This is a genomic window from Rhodoferax sp. GT1R46 (assembly GCF_056521285.1).
Genome location: NZ_JBWMBC010000004.1, coordinates 156529 through 173516 on the forward strand (window position 1 = coordinate 156529; position 16988 = coordinate 173516).

Annotated in this window: 17 protein-coding genes; 15 read left to right on the forward strand and 2 right to left on the reverse strand. The window is 58.7% G+C overall.

What is annotated here, in order from left to right:
• Positions 1-7 precede the first annotated feature (7 nt).
• The 10 genes from pheA (at position 8) to AC097W_RS11255 (ending at position 10308) form a co-directional block, all read left to right on the forward strand.
• Entirely contained in the window at positions 8-1090 is a 1083-nt protein-coding gene (gene pheA / locus AC097W_RS11210; protein ID WP_479602638.1) for a prephenate dehydratase, read from the forward strand.
• Between the two features lie 23 nt (positions 1091-1113).
• Positions 1114-1989, forward strand: a complete 876-nt coding sequence (locus tag AC097W_RS11215) for a prephenate dehydrogenase (RefSeq protein WP_479602639.1) — start codon at positions 1114-1116, stop codon at positions 1987-1989.
• Positions 1989-3995 carry a bifunctional 3-phosphoshikimate 1-carboxyvinyltransferase/cytidylate kinase gene (locus tag AC097W_RS11220; RefSeq protein WP_479602640.1) on the forward strand — a complete coding sequence of 669 codons (2007 nt, stop codon included), beginning with the start codon at positions 1989-1991 and terminating at the stop codon, positions 3993-3995. The genes AC097W_RS11215 and AC097W_RS11220 overlap by 1 nt, the downstream gene beginning before the upstream one ends.
• Before the next feature lie 93 nt (positions 3996-4088).
• On the forward strand, positions 4089-5771 hold the full coding sequence (rpsA, locus tag AC097W_RS11225) for a 30S ribosomal protein S1 (protein WP_479602641.1): 1683 nt from the start codon (positions 4089-4091) through the stop codon (positions 5769-5771).
• 77 nt (positions 5772-5848) lie between these two features.
• Positions 5849-6160, forward strand: a complete 312-nt coding sequence (locus AC097W_RS11230; RefSeq protein ID WP_479602642.1) for an integration host factor subunit beta — start codon at positions 5849-5851, stop codon at positions 6158-6160.
• A 38-nt stretch (positions 6161-6198) separates the two neighbouring features.
• Positions 6199-6498, forward strand: coding sequence for a LapA family protein (locus AC097W_RS11235; RefSeq protein ID WP_479602643.1), 300 nt, complete (start codon positions 6199-6201; stop codon positions 6496-6498).
• The gene (gene lapB / locus AC097W_RS11240; RefSeq protein ID WP_479602644.1) at positions 6488-7645 is read left to right on the forward strand and encodes a lipopolysaccharide assembly protein LapB; all 1158 of its coding nucleotides are present in this window, start codon (positions 6488-6490) and stop codon (positions 7643-7645) included. Before AC097W_RS11235 ends, lapB begins: the two co-directional genes overlap by 11 nt.
• Positions 7642-8592, forward strand: a complete 951-nt coding sequence (gene rfaE1, locus AC097W_RS11245; protein WP_479602645.1) for a D-glycero-beta-D-manno-heptose-7-phosphate kinase — start codon at positions 7642-7644, stop codon at positions 8590-8592. Before lapB ends, rfaE1 begins: the two co-directional genes overlap by 4 nt.
• 10 nt (positions 8593-8602) lie before the next feature.
• On the forward strand, positions 8603-9622 hold the full coding sequence (gene rfaD, locus AC097W_RS11250; RefSeq protein WP_479602646.1) for an ADP-glyceromanno-heptose 6-epimerase: 1020 nt from the start codon (positions 8603-8605) through the stop codon (positions 9620-9622).
• A 146-nt stretch (positions 9623-9768) separates the two neighbouring features.
• On the forward strand, positions 9769-10308 hold the full coding sequence (locus AC097W_RS11255; protein WP_479602647.1) for a ComEA family DNA-binding protein: 540 nt from the start codon (positions 9769-9771) through the stop codon (positions 10306-10308).
• 145 nt (positions 10309-10453) lie between these two features.
• Here AC097W_RS11255 and AC097W_RS11260 read toward each other — a convergent pair whose 3' ends face one another.
• Positions 10454-10852 carry a DinB family protein gene (locus tag AC097W_RS11260; RefSeq protein ID WP_479602648.1) on the reverse strand — a complete coding sequence of 133 codons (399 nt, stop codon included), beginning with the start codon at positions 10850-10852 and terminating at the stop codon, positions 10454-10456.
• Positions 10853-10975: 123 nt separating this feature from the next.
• Here AC097W_RS11260 and AC097W_RS11265 point away from each other — a divergent pair, with 123 nt between their 5' ends.
• The 3 genes from AC097W_RS11265 (at position 10976) to AC097W_RS11275 (ending at position 12723) form a co-directional block, all read left to right on the forward strand.
• Positions 10976-11758, forward strand: a complete 783-nt coding sequence (locus AC097W_RS11265) for an SDR family oxidoreductase (RefSeq protein WP_479602649.1) — start codon at positions 10976-10978, stop codon at positions 11756-11758.
• Positions 11759-11781: 23 nt separating this feature from the next.
• Positions 11782-12162, forward strand: a complete 381-nt coding sequence (gene crcB / locus AC097W_RS11270) for a fluoride efflux transporter CrcB (protein WP_479602650.1) — start codon at positions 11782-11784, stop codon at positions 12160-12162.
• 66 nt (positions 12163-12228) lie between these two features.
• Positions 12229-12723: a hypothetical protein gene (locus AC097W_RS11275; RefSeq protein WP_479602651.1), complete on the forward strand. Its 495-nt coding sequence runs from the start codon at positions 12229-12231 to the stop codon at positions 12721-12723.
• Between the two features lie 23 nt (positions 12724-12746).
• On the opposite strand, the gene AC097W_RS11280 is transcribed toward AC097W_RS11275, so the two are convergent.
• On the reverse strand, positions 12747-14345 hold the full coding sequence (locus AC097W_RS11280; protein WP_479602652.1) for a methyl-accepting chemotaxis protein: 1599 nt from the start codon (positions 14343-14345) through the stop codon (positions 12747-12749).
• A gap of 206 nt (positions 14346-14551) precedes the next feature.
• Between AC097W_RS11280 and AC097W_RS11285 the strand changes: the two genes are divergently transcribed.
• On the forward strand, positions 14552-15151 hold the full coding sequence (locus AC097W_RS11285; RefSeq protein WP_479602653.1) for a TRAP transporter small permease subunit: 600 nt from the start codon (positions 14552-14554) through the stop codon (positions 15149-15151).
• A gap of 14 nt (positions 15152-15165) precedes the next feature.
• Positions 15166-16944, forward strand: a complete 1779-nt coding sequence (locus tag AC097W_RS11290) for a TRAP transporter large permease (protein WP_479602654.1) — start codon at positions 15166-15168, stop codon at positions 16942-16944.
• Positions 16945-16988: the final 44 nt, after the last annotated feature.

Below are 16988 nucleotides of genomic sequence, written 5' to 3' on the forward strand. Positions count from 1 at the left end.
CGGTCCCATGGCTAAAACACTCCCCGAACTCCGCATCCGGATTGACGCCGTCGATCTGGAACTGCTGGCCCTGCTCAACCAGCGCGCAGCACTGGCGCATGACGTCGGCGAAATCAAGCGCGTGGAAGGCTCGGCGGTGTTTCGTCCGGAACGCGAAGCACAGGTCATCGGCAGTTTGCAGCAAGCCAACCCGGGTCCGCTGAAGAACAGCAGCGTGGCCATGATCTGGCGTGAAGTTATGTCGGCTTGCCGCGCACTGGAAGCACCGCAGCGGGTGGCCTACTTGGGGCCTTCCGGCACGTTCAGTGAAGAAGCCGCGCTGCGATTTTTTGGCTCCAGCATCCAGCACATTCCGTGCGGCAATTTCGACGAGGTCTTCCATGCAGCCACTGCGGGCTCTGCCGAGTTTGGCGTGATTCCCGTAGAAAACAGCACCGAGGGCGTGGTTACGCGTTCGCTGGATCTCTTGCTGCACTCACCCTTGCACATCGTGGGGGAAATCAGCCTGCTGGTGCGCCACAACCTGCTGCGTACCACGCCTTCCCTGGAGGGAATTCAGGTGGTTCTGGCCCACCCTCAGGCCCTTGCCCAGTGTCAGCAATGGCTCAACACCCATTTGCCGGATGCCGAGCGACGAGCCGTTTCCAGTAACGCCGAAGGCGCGCGCCTGGCTGCCGAAAACCCGGCATGGGTCGGCATTGCCAGCGAGCGGGCGGCCTCTGAGTTTGGCTTGCATATAGCGGCCCTCGCCATTCAGGATGAGGCCTTCAACCGCACCCGTTTCGTCGTGGTGTGTCTGCCCAGCACCATGCCGGCGCCACAGGCAACCGGCAAGGATTGCACCAGCCTGGTGGTCTCCGTACCCAACCGCCCCGGAGCCGTCCATGACATGCTGGTGCCGCTCAAAAAGCACGGCGTGTCCATGACGAGATTTGAGTCGCGTCCGGCCCGCTCGGGCCAGTGGGACTACTATTTTTATATTGATCTGCAGGGCCATCCTTCGCAGCCCCATGTGGCGGCGGCGTTGAAGGACTTGCAGGGTCTGTGCGCTTTTTACAAAGTGCTGGGCACTTACCCCTTGGCCGACTGATGCAGAATTCTCCAGGAACCCCTATGTTTGAACAGCTTGGCTTGATCGGATGCGGCTTGATGGGAGGCTCGTTTGCGCTGGCCCTCAAACGCGCGGGTCTGGTCAAACGTGTTGTGGGGTACAGCAAGTCACCCAGCACCACCGAGCGCGCCCGGCTGATGGGTGTGATTGACGTCGAGGCACCATCGGCGCTGCTGGCGGTATCGGGGGCCGACATTGTGTTGATTGCTGTGCCGGTGGCAGCGACCGAGGCCACCTTCAAGGCTATCAAGCATCTGGTCACCCCCAACATGCTGGTCATGGATGTGGGATCCACCAAACGTGACGTGATCGACGCGGGACGCCGTGCCTTGCGCGAGCAGATCGGGTCCTTTGTCCCTGCGCACCCCATCACGGGCAAAGAGGTCTCGGGTGTCGAGAATGCAGACCCAGACCTGTACGCGGGCCGCCAGGTCATCCTCACACCGATTGAACGCACCCTGACCGTGCAGTTGCAAAAAGCCATGGATGTGTGGACCGCACTGGGATGCCAGGTACTGAAAATGTCACCCGAGCAGCATGACGCCGCGTTTGCCGCCGTCAGCCATCTGCCCCACCTCATTGCGTTCGCCTTGATGAATGCCATCTCGGGCCAGCCTCAGGGCAAGGACTATCTCTCGCTAGCCGGCCCTGGCTTCAGGGACTTCACCCGCATTGCCGCCAGCGACCCCAAAGTGTGGCGGGACATACTGGCCTCCAACCGGGAAGAACTGCTGGCGCAGTCCAAGATCTTTCAACGCAACCTGCACGCATTGGAACTGATGATTTCCAGTGGCAACACCGAGGCTCTGGAGGGCCTCATTGAGCAAGCCAGCAACACACGCGGAAGCTGGAGCATGACCTCCAAGATCAACAAGTAATGTTCTCCACTGAATTTCTGGATATTCCCGCGCTGGCCAGTGCATCAGGAACCGTTGTCCTGCCGGGCTCCAAAAGCATCTCCAACCGGGTTTTGTTGCTGGCCGCGCTGAGCGAGGGCACCACGTCCATCCACGATTTGCTGGATTCGGATGACACCCGCGTCATGCTGGAGGCCTTACAGACGCTGGGCTGCGGACTGCGCCGAGAAGGCAGCATCCTTCACATGGATGGTTTGGGCGGCAAACTGGGTTCCGCGCAAGCAAAGCTGTTTCTGGGCAATGCGGGTACCGCCATGCGGCCGCTGACGGCTGCACTCGCGGTTCTTGGTGGCGACTTTGAAATGAGCGGAGTGCCCCGCATGCACGAGCGCCCCATTGGCGACCTGGTGGACGCCCTGCGCCAGTTGGGCTGCTGCATCGACTACCTGGGCCACGACGGCTTTCCGCCCCTGCATATCGGCATGCCGGTGCTGAGCGTTGAGGCGCCCATTCAGGTCCGGGGTGATGTGTCCAGCCAGTTCTTGACTGCCTTGCTGATGTCGCTGCCTTTGGTGGCGAAGCAAGATATCGTGATCGAGGTCGTGGGCGAATTGATTTCACGACCCTACATAGAAATCACGTTGAACCTGTTGGCACGCTTCGGCGTACACGTTCGGCGGGATGGCTGGCAGCGATTCACGATTCCTGCGGGCTGCCGCCTGCGTTCGCCGGGCGCGATTCACGTCGAAGCCGACGCCTCGTCTGCTAGCTATTTCATAGCGCTTGGGGCAATAGCGACGGGGGCTAGTGGTCAAAAAGGCATAAGAATTCTAGGCGTTGGCGCGGATTCGATCCAGGGCGATATCCGCTTCATGGACGCTGCGCAGCAAATGGGCGCACATATTGAAAGTGGTCCCAACTGGCTGGAAATCTCGCGTGGAGTCTGGCCGCTCAAAGCCATTGACCTGGACTGCAACCACATCCCCGATGCCGCCATGACACTGGCCGTGATGGCGCTGTACGCCGACGGCACGACGACCCTGCGCAACATCGCCAGCTGGCGTGTCAAGGAAACTGATCGCATCGCTGCCATGACGATCGAGTTGCGCAAGCTGGGGGCATCCGTCGTCGAGGGACCCGACTTCATCCAGGTCACTCCTCCCGCCGCGCCAGGTGACTGGCGCGCTGCCAGCATCCACACCTACGATGACCACCGGGTTGCCATGTGCTTCTCACTGGCCGCATTCAATCCGGCCGGCTTGCCGGTGCGCATAGAAGACCCCAAATGCGTTGCAAAAACGTTCCCGGACTACTTTGAGGCCCTTTTTTCGGTTGCGCAGACGCCGGATCAGGCGATTCCTGTGATCTGTGTGGACGGCCCCACCGCGTCAGGCAAAGGCACGCTGGCCGTGGTGCTGGCACACAAATTGGGCTACCACTTTCTGGATTCGGGTTCGCTGTACCGCATTACCGCACTGGCTGCATTGAGAGCCGGATTGCGACTGGATGCAAGCGGCGAACAGGCTATTGCCGAACTGGTTCAGCAACTGCACATCCAGTTCACCAACGGTCGGGTACTGCTGAACGGTGACGACGTGAGCGATACCATCCGGACCGAAGACGCCGGCATGAACGCCTCCAAAGTGTCCACCCTCCCCTGCGTTCGGGATGCCCTGATCGACCTGCAGCACAGTTTTCGTCAATTGCCTGGACTGGTCGCAGACGGACGCGACATGGGCACGGTGATCTTTCCGCAGGCGGCCCTGAAGGTCTTCCTCACGGCAAGTGCCGGGCGCCGCGCTGAGCGTCGTCATAAACAGTTGATTTCAAAGGGGATTTCCGCTACACTCGACAGTCTTCGCGCTGATCTGGAAGCACGTGACGCCAGGGACTCATCCCGGGCGGTTGCGCCTCTCAAACCAGCAGAAGATGCCCAGTTGCTGGACAACTCGGATTTGACGGTTGAAAAATCGGTCGATCTGGTGTTGAACTGGTGGCAAAGCAAACAGCCTTTTCGAACCGTTTGAACGGGCTGGTCGGTCCACACACCCCCTCTCGCGCAGCAGCGCATCGGTTGTGTGGTTCAACAACTTAACCCCGCGACCCCTGTCGCAAAAAAAATGTCTGAATCTTTCGCAGAACTATTTGAAGAGTCGCAAAAGCGCTCTGAAACCCGCATTGGTGAAGTCGTTACCGCCGAAGTCGTGCGCATTGAGCACAACTTCGTTGTGGTTAACGCTGGCCTGAAGTCGGAAGCCTACGTTCCCCTCTCCGAATTCAAGAGCGACAAGGGTGACCTCGAAGTTCAAGTCGGTGAATTCGTTTCTGTCGCCATCGTGGCTATGGAAAACGGCTACGGCGACACCATCGTCAGCCGTGACACCGCCAAGCGTCTCGCTTCGTGGATGTCCCTCGAAAAATCTCTCGAATCCGGCGAGTTTGTCACGGGTACCACCAGCGGCAAGGTCAAGGGTGGCCTGACCGTTCTGGTCAACGGCATCCGCGCATTCCTGCCCGGTTCGCTCGTCGATACACGTCCTACCAAGGATCTGTCTCCGTACGAGAACAAGACCATGGAATTCAAGGTCATCAAGCTCGACCGCAAGCGCAACAACGTTGTGCTGTCACGCCGTGCCGTGGTGGAAGCCTCCATGGGCGAAGAGCGCGCAAAACTGATGCAGACTCTCAAAGAAGGTTCTGTCGTTCAGGGCGTGGTCAAGAACATCACCGAATACGGTGCATTCGTGGACCTGGGCGGTATCGACGGCCTGCTGCACATCACCGACATGGCGTGGCGTCGTGTGCGTCACCCATCCGAAGTGGTGACTGCTGGTCAGGAAATCACGGCCAAGATCCTGAAATTTGACACCGAGAAAAACCGCGTGTCTCTGGGTCTGAAGCAAATGGGTGATGATCCATGGATGGGCGTGAACCGCCGTTACCCACAAGGTACGCGCATGTTCGGCAAGATCACCAACATCGCCGACTACGGCGCATTTGTGGAACTCGAACCCGGAATCGAAGGCTTGGTGCACGTCTCTGAGATGGACTGGACCAACAAGAATGTTGCGCCTTCGAAGATCGTTGCCCTGGGCGACGAAGTCGAAGTCATGGTTCTGGAAATCGACGAAGACAAGCGTCGCATCTCCCTGGGCATGAAGCAGTGCAAGGCCAACCCATGGCAAGAGTTTGCTCAGAACACCAAGCGCGGCGACCGCGTGAAGGGCCCGATCAAATCCATCACCGATTTCGGCGTGTTCGTCGGATTGGCTGCTGGTATCGACGGTCTGGTGCACCTGTCTGACCTCTCCTGGAACGAGACCGGCGAAGCTGCTGTGCGCGAATTCAAGAAGGGCCAGGAAGTTGAGGCTTTGGTCTTGGCGGTTGACGTGGACCGCGAGCGCATCTCCCTGGGTATCAAGCAGTTGGATTCCGATCCATTCACCACCTTCGTGTCGATCAACGACAAGGGCCAGGTTGTGACCGGCAAGGTCAAGACCGTGGATGCCAAGGGCGCTGAAATTGATCTGGGCGAAGACATCATCGGTTACCTGCGTGCTTCCGAAATCAGCCGTGACCGCGTTGAAGACGCTCGCAACGTGCTGAAAGAGGGCGACGAAGTGACTGCTGTGGTTGTCAATGTGGATCGCAAGACCCGCAACATCCAGTTGTCGATCAAAGCCAAGGACGCAGCGGACCAGAACGAAGCCATGGCTACTTTGAGCCAGTCGTCTGCCCGTGAAAACGCCGGCACCACCAGCCTGGGCGCTCTGCTGCGCGCCAAGCTTGACAACAACAACTAATCCTTGCTGTTGAACTGAATGAACGACCGGCTGCCTGTGTGCACCGGTCGTTTTTTCATTAATGGACAACCCTTCTCATGACACGCTCTGACCTTGTTGAAGAACTCGCCAACCGGTTTGGCCAGCTCACCCATCGTGACGCAGAATTTGCCGTCAAGGCCATTCTGGACGCCATGAATGACGCATTGGTGGCTGGACATCGCATCGAGATTCGCGGTTTTGGCAGTTTCTCCATCAACCACCGCCCGCCCCGCATGGGTCGCAATCCGCGCAGCGGCGAAAGCGTGGCCATCCCTGAGAAACGCGTACCCCATTTCAAACCGGGCAAAGCCCTGCGCGAAGCCGTGGATCAACGTACCGCTGAGCTTGAAACCAAGCCCAAAGGCTGACCGGCAACGGTAGAATCACCTCGACACCGGGGAGACAGATGAAACAGCTTGCATGGTTCTTTAAGTGGACACTTAAAGCAGCCATTTTTTTTACCCTTTTCGCTTTCGCGCTGAACAACCAGCACGATGCGACCGTGCGCTTTTTCTTTGGACAACAGTGGACTGCGCCCCTGGTTCTGGTGGTACTGAGCGCGTTTGCGGCTGGCCTGGTCATCGGTGTTCTGGGTATGGTTCCGCGCTGGTGGCAGCATCGCCGAGCGGCCGCGATGGCCCGCCAAGCCCCTCCCGTGCCAACCGATTCTGAAAAGCCTTCTGCGACGCCCCCTTATGGAATTTGATTTGAGCCTTTTGTTGCTTGCCCTGCCCATTGCCTTCGTGCTGGGATGGATGGCCTCCCGGCTGGATGTGCGTCAACTGCGCATGGAAAATCGCCAAGCACCCAAGGCTTATTTCAAGGGCCTGAATTTCCTGCTCAATGAGCAACAGGATCAGGCCATTGACGCCTTTATTGAAGCCGTCCAGAACGACCCCGATACGTCTGAGCTTCATTTTGCTTTGGGCAACCTGTTTCGTCGACGGGGTGAATATGAACGCGCGGTGCGCGTGCACCAGCACCTGCTTTCGCGCGGCGACTTGAGCCTGGATGACCGCCATCGGGCGCAGCACGCGCTTGCACTGGACTACCTGAAAGCGGGTTTGCTGGACCGCGCGGAGGAAGCGCTGCTCAAACTCGAAGGAACGCGTTTTGAAGCCCAGGCCCGCCTGGCCTTGCTGGCCAACTACGAGCGCTCACGTGACTGGGAACATGCCGCGCAGATTGCCCAAAAGCTGGAGTCTTCAGGACAAGGCAGTTTCGCGGGGCGTCTGGCGCACTACTTGTGCGAGCAGGCGGCAAGCTGCATCAGTGCCAACGATATGTCTCAGGCCCAAGCCCACCTCCAGCAGGCAGTACAAATCGCTCCAGAGGCACCGCGCCCGCGCATGGATATGGCGCAGCTGCAGAACCAGCAAGGGAATCCAGCACTGGCTTGTGAGACGCTGGCCGAAGCCCTGACTTTGGCGCCCACTGCCATTGGGCTGATCGCGTCGCCGCTGTCGCAGTACGCCGTGGCATCCCATCAAGGGCCCCGGATTCTGGAACTGCTGAAAGCGGCCTATGCGCAGACGCCATCGCTGGACGTACTGGACGCCATTGTCACCCTGGAAGGAGCCAGTGGTGCCCCTTCTGCGAGCGCACGCGAGTGGTATGCGCGCCATCTGGAAAGAGAGCCCTCGCTGGTGGCGGCAGCCAAGTGGATTGCGGGCGAAAAGCTGGAGCATGAACAGTTTCACCCCCAAGTGCAGCGCGCACTCGATCACGCAGTCAAGCCTCTCACCCGCTACCGTTGCGCGGCCTGCGGCTTTGAGGCCAAGCAGCATTTTTGGCAATGCCCGGGATGCCAGGCCTGGGATAGTTACCCCGCACGACGGGTAGAAGAGTTATGACCCACAACGTAAACAACAGGGCTGTGACCCGAGAACAAATGGCAGCGGCACGCGTGCTGGTGGTCGGCGATGTCATGCTCGACCGCTACTGGTACGGTGCCGTCGACCGCATCTCCCCCGAGGCACCGGTGCCTGTCGTGCGCATTACCCGCGAAGAAGAACGCAATGGGGGCGCGGCCAACGTGGCCTACAACGTGGTGACACTGGGCGCACAGGCATCCCTGCTGACGGTTGTGGGGGATGACGAAGCCAGTCACAAACTTGAAGCACTGGTGGCAAAAACCGGCATCGAAACCCACTTTGGTCGGGACGCCGATCTGAAAACCACCGTTAAGTTGCGTGTGATCGGCCGCCAACAGCAACTGCTGCGACTGGATTTTGAAAACACCCCAAAAAACGAAATTCTTGCTTCGCAAACTGCCGTTTTTGAGCAACTGCTGCCGCAACATAATGCCGTGCTTTTCTCGGACTATGGAAAAGGCGGGTTGGCGCATATTACCGACATGATTGCGCGTGCACGCGCTGCAGGCAAACCCATTCTGGTAGACCCCAAAGGCAGCGACTACACACGCTATAAAAATGCCAGTGTTATTACGCCTAACCGGGCTGAATTGCAACAGGTGATCGGCGTGTGGCGCGACGAAGACGATTTGCGTGCCAAAGCCCATCAGCTGCGCGAAGCCTTGAATTTGGACGCTGTGCTGCTGACCCGCAGTGAAGAGGGTATGACCCTGTTCGATGCCCAAGGCGAATTGCACGTGAGCGCCCAGGCCCGCGAGGTGTTTGATGTCACCGGTGCGGGCGACACGGTAATTGCCACGATGGCTGCGCTGGTAGCCGCTGGTATGACCCTGCGCGAAGCCCTGCCGTTCGCCAACCGGGCGGGTGGTCTGGTCGTTGGCAAGTTTGGTACGGCGACCGTGAGCTTTCACGAATTGTTTGCATAAAGGCAACCCCATGACCCGCATCGTTGTAACCGGCGCAGCCGGCTTCATTGGCAGCAACCTCATCAAGGGGCTCAACGCCCGCGGCATTGACGACATCATTGCCGTAGACGACCTCAAGCAGGGTGACAAGTTTCGCAACCTAGCGGATCTGCGGATAGCTGACTATGTTGACGCCGACACGTTTTACGATGAATTCGCATCGGGCAGCTACGGACAAGTAGAAGCCGTTTTCCACGAAGGCGCTTGCAGCGACACGATGGAGCCAGACGGCAAGTACATGATGGCCAACAACTACACGCTGTCATGGCACCTGTTTCAAGCCTGCCAAAAGCGGGGGGCACGTTTGCTCTATGCCTCGTCGGCGGCCACCTACGGCGGATCTGACACTTTCCGCGAAGACCCAGCTTTCGAGCGACCGCTCAACGTGTATGGTTATTCGAAACTGCTGTTCGACCAGCGCATGCGCCGCGAATGCGGCACCGATTTTCAGCGCACCAAGGCCGGCAAGACCCACCAGGTGGTGGGCTTTCGGTATTTCAATGTGTACGGTCCACGCGAGCAACACAAAGGCCGCATGGCCAGCGTGGCGTTTCACCAGTTCAACCAGTTCCATGCCGAGGGCAAGGTCAAACTATTTGGCGAGTACGGCGGGTATGCCGCGGGTGGACAGATGCGCGACTTTGTATTCATTGACGACGTGGTGGCGGTCAACCTGTGGTTCTTTGACCATCCGGACCAATCCGGCATTTTCAACCTCGGTACCGGGCATGCGCAACCGTTTAACGATGTTGCGGTCTCGGTCGTCAACACGCTGCGCAAACAACGCGGCGAGAGCACCCTTTCACTGGATCAGGCTGTCTCGGCTGGCTTGATTGAATACATTCCTTTTCCCGATGCGCTGCGTGGCAAATACCAGGCCTATACCCAGGCCGACCTGAGTGCGCTGCGTAGCACCGGCTGCCAGCATGTGTTTGCCGATGTGCAGAGTGGCGTGCGCAGTTACGTAGAGGCCCTTGCCGCCTCCACCTGATTCCAAATTCCGTCGGACAAGGGTTTCTCCTGAGCGATTCAGAAAACTTGCGTCAACCGGGGCGAACCAATGCACGTTGTGTACAAGACATCAGGCTTCTGGTGCCACTCTTCCACGACCTATCCCTATTCCGAAGGAACTGACCCATGTTGAAAAAGATTCTGGCCCTCGTCGCCATGCTGTCCGCCGCCGTTGCCTTTGCCGCTGTCGATGTCAACAAAGCCACCGCCGCTGAGCTGGACGGCATCAAAGGTATCGGTCCCGGTATTTCAACCAAAATCATTGATGAGCGCAAAAAGGGCAGCTTCAAGGACTGGACTGATTTTGTGGACCGCGTCAAAGGCGTGGGTGAAGGCAATGCGGCCAAGTTCTCCGCCGAAGGCATGACTGTCAATGGCGCTGGCTTCAAGGGAATGGCTGCTGCACCTGCGGCCAAACCGGCAGCAGCCGCCGCACCAGCCGCTGTTGCACCAGCCGCCAAAGAAGAAAAGAAAGATCCCAAAGCGGAAGCCAAAATGAAGGCGGACGAAGCCAAAAAGGTCAAGGCCGAAGAAAAAGCCAAAAAAGCAGAAGAAGCGAAGGCCAAAAAAGACGCTGCCAAACAAGCCAAGGAAGACGCCAAGAAAGCAAAGGCTGACAAGAAAGCGGAGGCTCCCCAAGCTGCCGCCAGCGCTGCCAAGAAGTAATTCACTTTCGGCATCAACAAAACCCGCTCCGGCGGGTTTTGTTGTTTTATCAGGTAAAAATATGCCTCAAGTCCCCGTAGATACTGGGGAAGCAGCTACCAAAAACATAGCAGACTACACGTGCGCCAAGACGATTAAATCGGTGTCACCCGGATCCACACCCGCTTGCATCAGCAAAGTCGTGGCCTGCCCGCGGTGGCATGTCGGCTACCCAGGCATCAATAGCCGCGTCTAGGCGTGCGCGATGGGCACGCAGCGCAGAGAAATCTCCAAATAATTCCGTTCGGTGATTCGCGCCTTGCGGCAAGCGCAGTAACGGGGCGGAGAGCGATGCAAAATCGCAACCCTGGCGGGCGAAGCGACCCAACCAGACCGTATCAGCCCAGACCAGATGGTTCAGCGTCAAATGGATCGAACCAAAGAATGCGCCCCGATCACGCTTGCGCTCGGCATCACTCAGGCTCTCACAGGCGGCATACAAGCGCTCATTGAACCAGCGGCTGTAACGGGACAGGAAACGGTCGTTCTCGGCCAGGGCATCCATGCGTGCGATTGTGCCGCGATCCGGCCGGGGTGCCACTTAGGTGACGGCCAACCCGTGGTCTTGCGGCTACGCTTTGTGTGTGCTTTGAATCCAGCCCACCTTCGTATGGCCAAGGAAAACCCGATGAATACCAGCGAACTCTTCTCTCTCAAAGGCCGAACCGCATTGATTACCGGCGGCTCTCGCGGCATTGGCCGCATGATTGCCGCAGGCTTTTTGGCCCAAGGTGCTACGGTCTACATCACCGCACGCAAGGCCATGGCCTGTGACCAGACCGCCACGGAACTGTCGGCCTTGGGCAAGTGCGTTTCGCTGCCGATTGATGTGTCCACGGTCGAGGGGGCCAAGGCCCTGGCGGCGGCCTATAGCCAGCACGAATCGTCGCTCGACATTCTGGTCAACAACGCTGGCGCCGCCTGGGCCGCGCCGTTCGATGAGTTTCCCGAATCGGGTTGGGACAAGGTGGTCGACCTGAACCTCAAAACCCCATTTTTCCTGACCCAGGCCCTGGCCCCTTTGTTGCGCAAGGCGGCATCCGCCAACGGTGGCGCCAAGCCGGCCAAGGTCATCAACATTGCGTCCATTGATGGCGTGTCGGTGAACCCGATGGAAACGTACTCCTATGCCGCCAGCAAGGCCGGCCTGATCCACCTGACCCGGCGCATGGCCTTGCGGCTGATTGAGGACAACATTGTGGTCACGGCCATTGCGCCTGGGGCGTTTGCATCCGACATGAACAAGGACGCGCGCGACCATGGCGACGAGGTCGCCAGCCGCATTCCAGCCCGGCGCGTGGGTACCGATGAAGACATTGCTGGCGCAGCCATTTACCTGGCCTCCCGCGCAGGGGACTATGTGGTGGGCTCCACACTGGTGGTGGACGGCGGCGTTACGCACGCGCGCTGAAAAAACAATGGCAAACTAGGCCCATGTGGTCTGTTATTGCAATTTGTATCGGCGCCAGTGTGGGTGCACTCGCACGCTGGGGTCTTGGTCTTTGGCTGAGCCCTGGCGGCGTCATTCCCTGGGGCACGCTGGCGGCCAACCTGATTGGCGGCTACCTGATCGGCATCTGTGTCGCAGTGTTTCAGGCCATGCCCCATGTGGACCCCGTGTGGCGCCTGGCTCTGGTTACCGGTTTTCTGGGCGCCCTCACCACCTTCTCCAGCTTCAGCGTCGAAGTGGTCACCCTGCTGATGCAGCAACGCTACGCGCTGGCGCTGGGCACCGCAGGTGTTCATCTGATCGGGTCACTGCTGTTGACGGTGGCAGGCATCTGGACGGTTCACCAGTTGCTATCGTTTCAATAGCTGGCTGCGCATGATTGGCGGGGGCCAACACTGCAGAAGCCTTTCTTCAGGCACACTGTGGAGCCTATGTCGTTCCTCAAACGCCTTCTCACTGCACTGTTCAACGCCACGCTGGCACCGCTGCTCGCGCTGCTGCTGATTTTTGAGGAATGGGGATGGGAGCCGCTGTCGCGGTGGTTAGCCAAGCTGGCCCGCCTTCCGGTATTTGCGCAACTGGAGAGGATGATTGTCCGCTTTCCGCCGTATGTGGCACTGGTGGCATTCCTGGTCCCCATGCTGCTGCTGTTGCCCGTCAAATTGCTCGCGCTGTACTGGATCAGCCGCGGCCACGCGGTGTTGGGCCTTGCGGTGGTGCTGGTGGCCAAGATGCTGGGTACGGCAGGCGTGGCCCGACTCTTCACACTGACCCAGCCGGCCCTGATGCGACTCGCCTGGTTTGCAAGCCTGTACAGACGCTGGATGCCGTGGAAGGACGCGCTCATTGCACAGGTCAAGAATTCGAGCCCCTGGCGCAGCATGGCCGCCATGGTGCACGCCATGCGCAGGTGGATTGGCCTCTAAATTGCTACGCCTTTGATAGCTGCTTACGCATAATTGGCGAGGGCTAGCGGCCTGAAGTCCACATGTTCGCCTGCCAGCTTGAACACCGAGACCGCTCCGCGCAGGTGTTGGGTTTGCTGCGAAAGCCCCTGTGCCCCCGCAACGGACTGCTCCACCATTTTCGCGTTGTGGCGCGTCGCCTGATCGATGCCGCCCATGGCCGCACTGATCAGGCTGATGCCCTCGTGCTGGCCATTGGCGGCAACCCGGATAGCATCAATCACTCCCGAGACACGTTCCACACTGGCCACAATCTCGTGCATGGTGCGCCCCGCATCGGCTACCAGTTCGGACCCCTGCTTCACCTTCTCCACGGAGGACGCGATGATGGACTTGATCTCCCGCGCCGCATCAGCCGAGCGTCCGGCCAGACTGCGCACCTCGGTGGCGACAACAGCAAAGCCGCGTCCCTGTTCGCCGGCACGGGCCGCTTCCACAGCGGCGTTGAGCGCAAGAATGTTGGTCTGAAATGCAATGCTGTCGATCACGCTGACGATGTCGGCAATCTTGCGGGAAGACGCGTTGATATCGTCCATCGTGGTGACAACCCGGGCCACCACAGCGCCCCCCTGGGCCGCCACCTGTGCAGCGCTACTGGCCGTGTCGACGGCCTGACTGGCTGAATCGGACGTGTGCTTGACCGCCACCAGCAGGTGCTCAATCGACGCGGCTATTTTTTGTGACGCGCGCACGGCCCGATCCGAACGCCCCGAGAGTTCTTCGTTGGCGCGCGCAACTTCAGATGTATTGCCGTTCACCATTTCAACCCCGAAGTGCACCTGAGCGACCAGCGTGGACAGCGACCGGTGCATCTTCTCCAGGTCGCGTTTGGCATCCGCAATTTCATCTCGCCCGTTAACGTCCACTGTCGCCGTCAGATCACCCCGCCCCCACGCACCCGCGGTGGCCTGCAGATCACGAATGGGCATCAGAATGGACTTGACGATTGCCAAGGCCAAAAGGGTGGCGAAGACCGACATCAGGCCGGTTGCCATGAGCACGAGCCACGGGGCCTCAGCCGCCGTCAAGGCCAGCCTTTTGCGACGTTCCCCGGCCCTGCTCTCCACCATGGCGCTCAGGTCCGCAAAGGCTTTGTCGGCTTTGCGAAATTCATCCTTGAGTGGTGCCATCGACGCATTGGCGGCCCACGGATCATTCAATTCGCCTCGCTCCAGTTGGCCCAGAATGCCTTTGAAGCCTGCGGAGTAACGGTCCATACTCTTTTGCATGTCGGCGAGCAGCGCCACTTCGGTCGGCTGAGAAACCTCTGTTGCACGGGCGATGGCACTGCCAATATGAACCCACTCGGCCTTCCACAGCCAAACGTAATGCGCAGTCTCTTTTTCATCGCCCATGGTGAGAAAGATATCTTTCTCATACCTGCGGGCGTTGCCAACCGCTGCGCGTACGTCGCTCAGCGCTTGTACCGAAGCAAATTCGACATCGATAAACGCAGTGGAGCGATCGGCTTCGCGCTTGATCATCCAGGACGAAAACCCACCCAAAAACACCAACGAAAACACCGAGAAAACCAGAAGCAAAAGTAACCGCGAACGAATGCGGAATTGGGCTAGCCATGACATAACAACATCCTTGACGGTCAATGACCAGTCGTCTGATCTTGCCCCTGGAATATGACAAATTCATGAAAACCCCGGGTTTACCCGACCTCAAAAGCCCGAATCCCGTCAGCTTTTCTAAAGCCATTCCGGGTAATAGGCTATAGACTTTGCCGCTGGCCCAGCCCACCCAGGGTGGTGGGTAACACCCTCTTGCTTCCGGAGAAAAAATGAACGCCTTACTCAAATTTTCCAAAGCCGTGGATTGGCTTAATAGCCTGATCGGCAAATACGTGATCTGGCTCATTCTGGCGTCCACCATCATCAGCGGCGTGAACGCCATCATCCGCAAAGTGTTCAACGTGGGCTCCAACGCATTCCTGGAAGTGCAGTGGTACTTTTTTGCCGCATCGTTTCTGCTGGCTGCGGGCTACACCCTGCTCCAGGGTGAACACGTCAGGATTGACGTGGTGTCCAGCCGCATGTCCAAGCGCACGCAGATGTGGCTCGACGTCTTTGGCTTCACGGTATTCCTGACGCCGGTGTGCCTGGCCATCCTCTGGTACGGCGTACCCTTTTTCCTGAAGGGCTATCAGTCGGGCGAAATCTCGTCCAATGCCGGGGGCCTGATCCGCTGGCCGGTGTACGCCATGATTCCGCTGGGCTTCTCCCTGCTGTTGCTGCAGGGCTGGTCGGAGCTGATCAAGCGTCTGGCGTTCCTGCAAGGTTTGATTGAGGACCCCACCGCCAAGAAAGCCGAAAAAACCGCCGAAGAAGAGCTGGCTGAGGCGATTCAACGCCTTGCTGAATCCAAAAACAAAGCCGCTTGATCCTGGAGCCACTCATGGAATTTTTTGCAAACAATATGGCCCCGATCATGTTCGCGGGCTTGGTCGTCTTCTTGCTGATGGGCTTTCCCGTCGCGTTCAGTCTGGGTGCCTGCGGCCTGTTCTTTGGCTTCATTGGTGTGGAACTGGGCGTGCTGCCCGAAGCCCTGCTACAAGCCTTGCCGCTGCGCCTGTTTGGCATCATGCAGAACGACACGCTCCTTGCCATCCCGTTCTTCACGCTCATGGGGCTGATTCTTGAGCGAAGCGGCATGGCCGAAGACCTGCTGGAAACCATTGGCCAGCTATTCGGCCCGGTGCGCGGTGGTTTGGCGTTTGCCGTGATTTTTGTGGGTGCCCTGCTCGCCGCGACCACCGGAGTGGTGGCTGCATCCGTCATCTCCATGGGTCTGATCTCGTTGCCCATCATGCTGCGCTATGGCTATGACCGGCGCATTGCGTCGGGTGTGATTGCCGCGTCGGGAACGCTCGCGCAGATCATTCCGCCTTCGCTGGTGCTGATTATTCTGGCTGACCAATTGGGCCGTAGCGTCGGCGACATGTACAAGGGTGCGTTCATCCCCGGTTTCATGCTGACGGCGATGTACGTGGTATTCGTCATTTTGGTGGCGATCTTCCGCCCGGCACTGGTTCCAGCGCTGCCGATTGAAGCGCGCACTATTCGCGAAGATGACGGCAAAAGTGGTCTGATGTCCTTGCTGGTTCTGACGATCGTCTCCACCGGTGTCGCCGTGTATTTTGGTGAACACTACGCCAGCGTGCTGACCTGGTTCAAGGGCGAATTGGTAGAGACGGTTGCTACCGATGAAACCATCGTGGTGTCGATGTGCTCCGGTGTCATGCTGGCCTTTGTGATCGCGTCGATCAACAAGATTACCCGCATGGGCCTGCTGTCGCGCATGGCCGAGCGCGTGACCTTTGTGCTGATTCCGCCGCTGCTACTGATCTTCCTGGTGCTGGGCACGATTTTCCTGGGGATCGCGACTCCGACGGAGGGCGGCGCCATGGGTGCATTGGGCGCCTTCATTCTGGCAATGGTCCGTGGTCGTTTGAGCTTCAAATTGCTTAAACAGGCGCTCACATCCACCACCAAGCTGGCGTGTTTTGTCGTGTTCATTTTGATTGGCTCCACCATCTTCAGCCTGGTCTTCCAGGGTGTCGATGGACAGAAATGGGTGGAACATTTGCTAACCGGCCTGCCCGGCGGCCAGACCGGTTTTCTGATCGTAGTCAACCTGTTGATTTTCTTCCTGGCGTTTTTTCTGGACTTCTTTGAACTGTCTTTTATCGTAGTGCCCTTGCTGGCTCCCGTGGCCGAGAAGCTGGGCATTGACCTGATCTGGTTCGGTGTGCTGCTGGGCGTCAACATGCAGACATCCTTCATGCATCCACCGTTTGGTTTTGCCCTGTTCTTCCTGCGCAGCGTGGCTCCGAACAAGGAATACACCGACCGTGTCACCAGCAAGACGATTCAGCCCGTAACCACCATGCAAATCTATTGGGGTGCCGTACCGTTTGTGGTCATCCAGGTGATCATGGTGGGCCTGATCATCTTCTTCCCCGGCATTGTGTCCAGCGGCCTCGACAAAACTGTCAGGGTAGACCTCAACCAGGTTCAAATACAGATGGAAGCCGACATAACGGCACAAGACGCACCTGCGGCCGCTATTCCAGAAGCCGGGGCTTCGGCAGCGTCTGCTGCAGAAGGCGTGCCGGCCGAAGACGACCCCATGAAAGCCATGCAGGATTCCATGGACAAGGACGTCAAAAAGTAACAACGCGCGTTACTGGCATGATGGAGGGCTTTTCTCCTGACTCC